This window comes from Neoroseomonas rubea (genome assembly GCF_016106015.1).
GTDB lineage: Bacteria > Pseudomonadota > Alphaproteobacteria > Acetobacterales > Acetobacteraceae > Neoroseomonas > Neoroseomonas rubea.
The window spans coordinates 1-5,087 of sequence record NZ_JACADQ010000309.1; the positions used below are offsets into that span (position 1 = coordinate 1).

The following is a 5,087-nucleotide window of genomic DNA, read 5'->3' on the forward strand; positions in this document are numbered from 1 at the left end:
GAGGAATTCGCGCTCGATGCGCTGCGCGGGGCCATCGTCGCGGCGCCGGCGCCGGGAGCCTTCGGGCCTCGGGCGCGGGCGGCGCTGGCCGAGGAGGTGTCCGCGCAACAGGCGCGCCTCGCGGCCGCGCGGCTGGCTGGAGGTGCCGCGGCTGGCGTTCGTGCGGAAGCGGTCGCTACGCTTGTGCGGGAAGCGGCTGCGGCGCGCGACCTGGCGGCGGCGACGGTCGCCGCGCGCGCCCTGTCGTCACTGTAGGGTCATGGGTTCCGAGGGCCTTTCGGCCCTCGGTGGGGGAGCGCGAAGGGGCGATGCCCCCTCGCAACCTTCAGGCCTGCGCCGGCACCGCGCCGCGCCCGAGCAGCCGCTTCACGTCCAGCGCATGGGCGCCGGCGCCGAGCCCCGCCTGCACCAGCAGCGCGGCGGTCCAAAAGGCCGGGAATTCCCAGCCGCCGCCCTGGCGGCTGAACATCCAGCCCGCCGGCAGGTGCTGGATCGTCGCGCCGATCAGGATCGGCAGCGCAAGCAGGCTGACCACGCGCACGCCGACACCGGCGATCAGCGCGATGCCGGCGCCGATCTCGGCGAAGGTCACGATCGCGCCGAAGATGGGCGGGTAGCCGATCGAACCGAAGAACCCCATCGTGCCGGCCAGCCCGAAGGTGCCGAGCTTCAGCAGCGCGCCATGGGCGAGAAACATCACGCCCAGGCTCACGCGGAGCAGCAGGGCGGCGTAGGGGGTGGTGGTGCGGGTGTCGAGCATGGTCCGTGTCTCCGTTGCGCGGCCTCGTGCCGCGGTGATGGGCGGACCATGCGCCCACGGCCCGGGGCGCTTCCAACGGAGCCTCCGAACGTCCATCATCACGCCCGCGAATGGCGGACCTCTCCACCCTCGACCTGAACCTGCTGCGGGTGTTCGACGCTGTGGCGCGCGAGCGGCACGTCACGCGCGCGGCGCAACGGCTGAACCTCTCCCAGCCTGCCGTGTCGAACGCCCTTGCCCGCCTGCGCGCCGCGCTGAACGACGAATTGTTCCTCCGCCGCCCGGGCGGGGTGGAGCCGACGGAACTTGCCCTGGCGCTGGCCGGGCCGGTCGCAGAGGTGCTGGACCGGCTGCGCGACACCCTCGCCGCCCATGCGCCCTTCGACCCGGCGACGAGCGACCGTGTCTTCACGCTGGCGCTGAGCGAATACGCCGAGGCCGTGCTGGCGCCCGCGCTGCTGGAACGCATGGCGAAGGAAGCGCCTGGCTGCCTGCTCGCGGTGCGGCATGCGGACCGCACCAACTGGCAGGCGCTGCTCGATCGCGGGGAGGCGGAGCTCGCCATCGGCGTGCTGCCCGAGCCGCCGGCGATCTACACGCGCATGCGCCTGCTGCCGGAAGGCTTCCTGACTCTCATGCGCCCGGACCATCCGCTGGCCAAGGGCATGCTGGACGAGGACCGGCTAATCGCCTTTCCGCATCTTCTCCATTCGCCGAACGGGTCGCGCGACGGCGCGGTCGACGCGGCGCTGGCCGCGCGCGGGAAGAAGCGGCGGCTCGGCGCGGTGGTGGCGCATCTGTCCGCCGTACCCGAGATCCTGTTGCGGACGGACATGGTGATGACGCTGTCGGCGCGGCTGGCGCGGCTGCTCTCGGCTGCGCATGGGCTCGCGCTGCGGGAATCGCCCTTCGGCATGCGGCATACGCGGCTGTCGATGATTTTCCATCGCCGGCTGGAGGGCGATGCGGGGCATGCCTGGGTCCGGCGCACCATCCTCGCCATCGCGCGGGACGTGCCGGCGGTGGAAGTGGGGGAGACGTCGCCCGGCGATGACGACTGACACCTTCGACCACATCATCGTTGGCGCCGGCAGCGCGGGCTGCGTTCTGGCCAACCGCCTGTCCGCCGATGGCCGATCGACCGTCGCCGTCATCGAGGCCGGCGGGCGCGACCGGCATCCCTACATCCACATCCCCGCGGGCTATGCGCGCATCCTCGACCATCCGCGCCTGACCTGGGGCTTCCGCACGCAGCCGGACACGGCGACGGGCAACCGCGCGCTCGACTATCCGCGCGGGCGCGTCTGGGGCGGGTCGTCCTCGATCAACGGGCTCGGCCATGTGCGCGGACATCCCTCGGACTACGACCTCTGGGCGCAGAAGGGCTGCACGGGCTGGGGCTGGGACGACCTGCTGCCCTATTTCATGCGCCACGAATCCTTCGCCGGCGGCGGCGAAGGGCGCGGCACGTCCGGCCCGCAGCCGATCGAGCACCTGGCGGAAACCCCCGCGCTGCTCGACGAATTCGCCCGCGCGGCGGAAGCGATCGGCCTGCCCGTCAACGCCGACATGAACGGGCCGCGGCGCGAAGGCTTCGCCACCTTCCAGCAGACGCGGCGCGGGCAGCGGCGCGTCTCGGCCGCGCGCGCGTACCTGGTGCCCGCCTTGTCACGGCCGAACCTGACCGTGATCGACGAGGCGCTGGTGCTGCGCGTCATCGTCGAGGACGGGCGCGCCACCGGCATCGCGATCCGCCGCGGTACCGAGTACCGCGTGCTGCGCGCGCGCTTTGGCGTGGTGCTCGCCGCGGGCGCGATCGGCTCGCCGCACCTGCTGCACCTGTCGGGCATCGGGCCGGCGGAGGTGCTGGCCGCGCACGGTATCGCGCCGCTGCTCGACGCGCCGGGCGTCGGGCGCAACCTGCAGGACCACTACATCGCGCGGCTGACCTTCCGGCTGACGGATCATCGCTGGTCGGCGAACCGCCGCATCGTCTGGCCGCGGCTTGGGCTCGAGGTGCTGCGCTGGGCCTTCACGGGCAAGGGCGTGCTGACCTGGTCGCCGGGGATGATGTCGCTGTTCGCGCGCACCGAGGAGGGGCTCGAGGCGCCGGACGTGCAGATCAACGGCGGCCCGCTCTCCTGGGCCCAGGGCCGCATCGGCGTGCCGGAGAGCGAGCCCGGCTTCACGCTCGGCGTCTGGCAATGCCGCCCGCAGAGCCGGGGCACCGTCACGCTGCGATCTCCGAGCGCGGAGGACGCGCCGGCGATCGCGCCGCGCTTCCTGACCGAACGCGCGGACGAGGCCTGCATCGTGCGGGGCCTGCGCCTCGCCCGCCGCTGGATGGCGGCAGAGCCCCTGCGCGGCATCGTCGCCGGCGAAGTCCGCCCCGGCCCGTCGGCCGAGACCGACGACGTGCTGCTGGCCTTCGCGAAGGCCACCGGCGGCACCGTGTACCACCCCTCCTGCACCGTGCGGATGGGCGGCGATGCGGGCGCGCCGCTCGATGCGCGGCTGCGGCTGCGCGGGATCGACGGGCTGCGCGTGGTGGATGCTTCCGTCTTCCCGGACATCCCGGTGTGCAACATCAATGCGACGGTGCTGTCGGTCGCGGAGAAGGCGGCGGATTTGATCGCGGAGGATATGCGGGGTTAGTGCGACGTGCAGCGCTGGCCCATCAACGCTGCCTATCCGCTTCGCGGCGCCGGCGGCGCAGCGTGCCGAGATCGCCGGCGGCGAACCACCCCGTCAGCGCCGCGATCAATGCCCCGCCCAGGATCAGCGCGACCTTGCCTTCGCGCAATCCCACCATCGCGGCCAAAAGCATCAGCGCGGTGGCGGCCACGAGCATGGCGAAGCGCCCACGGATGGCACGCGTCCCGAGCCTCGGCATGCCCGGTGCATCGGCGTCCAGCGGCGCCAGCAATTCGCTGGCGCGCGAGGACCGTGCCGCGGCGAGAGACGCCATCAGTGCAGGCCATTCCAGCACGGCCCAGGTGAGCGCGAAGCCGATGCCCACGCCGCTCGCCACCAGGTCGCCGCTCAACGGCGCAGCATCGGCCCAGCGCCACCCTGCGACCCAGACGCCGGCCACGGTGGCACCGAGCATGCCACCGAGCGCCGCGCGTCCCTGCCGCGTCATGGCGCCCTTACTCGTCGAACCGCAGCCCCTTCGCCCGGATCAGCGCGCTCCACTTCTCAGCCTCGGTGCGCATATGCGCCTGCGCCGTCGCGACGTCCGAGCCATCAGTCCCGACGAAGCCGACTTCCGCGACGCGCGCCTTCACATCCGGCTGCGCCAGCGCGTGCCGCGCAGCGGCATTCAGGCGGTTCACCACCGCGTCGGGGGTCGCGGCGGGCACCCACCACATGACCCAGGAATTCGCCTCGAAGCCCGGCGCGACCGTCTCGGCCATCGTCGGCACGTCGGGCAGGGCGGGCACGCGCTGCGGCGTGTTTACCGCCAGCGCCTGCAGCGCGCCGTCGCGCACCTGGCCCATGGTCGCGGGCATGTCGGCGAACATGAACTGCACCGCACCGGCGCGGATATCCGTCAGGCCCGCCGCGGTGCCGCGATAGTTCACCAGCGTGAAATCCGCCCCGCGCATTGACTGGTACAGCACCGCGGCCAGCTGGTGCGGCGTGCCCGGACCGCCCGTCGCGGCCGAGAAGCGCCCGGGGCTGGCGCGCACCGCCGCGTCCCAGGCGCGCACATCTGCGAAAAGCCCGGGCCGCGCCACCAGCACGAAGGGCGTCGTCGCCAGCAGCGACACCGGTTTGAAGTCGGACAGCGCGTAGCCCGGGTCGCGCATCATGAAGGGCGCGATGACCGAGGAGATCGGTGCGAGCAGCACCGTATGGCCATCCGGGGCCGCGCGCGCGACGGAGCGCGTGCCGACGGCAGCACCCGCGCCGGGCCGGTTCTCCACCACCATGGGCTGGCCGAGGAAGGCCTGCATGTGCGGCGCCATGACGCGCGCGAGGATGTCCGGCGACCCGCCGGGCGCGAAGGGATTGATCAGGCGAATGGTCTCCCGCGGCGACCACTCCTGGGCGCGCGCGGCGAAGGGCAGCGTAAGGCCGGCGGCGAGCGTCGCGCGGCGCGTGGTGCGGATCATGGGAAACATCCCCCGGATAAACGTGAAGCGGTGCGGGCGTTCTTGGCCGGTCGCCCGGCGGTGCGGACTTTGGCATGGCGGGGCCGCACGACAAGGCGGGAAGCGGGTCCGGCATCGCGCCGCCACGCGCCGCGTGCTACGCGTGGGCCCAATGCCCCGTGCCGTCGCGCCGCGGGCGCGGCGCGCCCCCTCCGCCGCCCCTGCACGAC

General features: G+C 73.1%; 6 protein-coding genes. 3 read left to right on the top strand and 3 right to left on the bottom strand.

The genetic code is table 11. From position 1 onward, the window contains the following. On the top strand, nt 1-255 hold a 255-nt coding region (locus HW577_RS20420), incomplete at its 5' end, for a hypothetical protein (RefSeq protein ID WP_198377965.1). Between the two features lie 70 nt (nt 256-325). Here the strand turns inward: HW577_RS20420 and HW577_RS20425 are convergent. Beyond that, the gene (locus HW577_RS20425; protein ID WP_198377966.1) at nt 326-760 is read right to left on the bottom strand and encodes a DoxX family protein; all 435 of its coding nucleotides are present in this window, start codon (nt 758-760) and stop codon (nt 326-328) included. Between the two features lie 110 nt (nt 761-870). Here HW577_RS20425 and HW577_RS20430 point away from each other — a divergent pair, with 110 nt between their 5' ends. Both HW577_RS20430 and HW577_RS20435 read left to right on the top strand, forming a co-directional pair. Next, on the top strand, nt 871-1,821 hold the full coding sequence (locus HW577_RS20430; RefSeq protein WP_198377967.1) for a LysR family transcriptional regulator: 951 nt from the start codon (nt 871-873) through the stop codon (nt 1,819-1,821). Continuing rightward, nucleotides 1,811-3,415 (top strand): GMC family oxidoreductase, encoded by a 1,605-nt coding sequence (locus HW577_RS20435; protein ID WP_198377968.1) that lies wholly within the window; start codon nt 1,811-1,813, stop codon nt 3,413-3,415. The genes HW577_RS20430 and HW577_RS20435 overlap by 11 nt, the downstream gene beginning before the upstream one ends. A 22-nt stretch (nt 3,416-3,437) precedes the next feature. Here the strand turns inward: HW577_RS20435 and HW577_RS20440 are convergent, their stop codons facing one another. Both HW577_RS20440 and HW577_RS20445 read right to left on the bottom strand, forming a co-directional pair. Continuing rightward, complete coding sequence (locus HW577_RS20440; RefSeq protein WP_198377969.1) at nt 3,438-3,902, bottom strand: hypothetical protein; 465 nt, start codon at nt 3,900-3,902, stop codon at nt 3,438-3,440. 7 nt (nt 3,903-3,909) lie between these two features. Next, nucleotides 3,910-4,878, bottom strand: a complete 969-nt coding sequence (locus HW577_RS20445; protein WP_198377970.1) for a Bug family tripartite tricarboxylate transporter substrate binding protein — start codon at nt 4,876-4,878, stop codon at nt 3,910-3,912. Nucleotides 4,879-5,087: the final 209 nt, after the last annotated feature.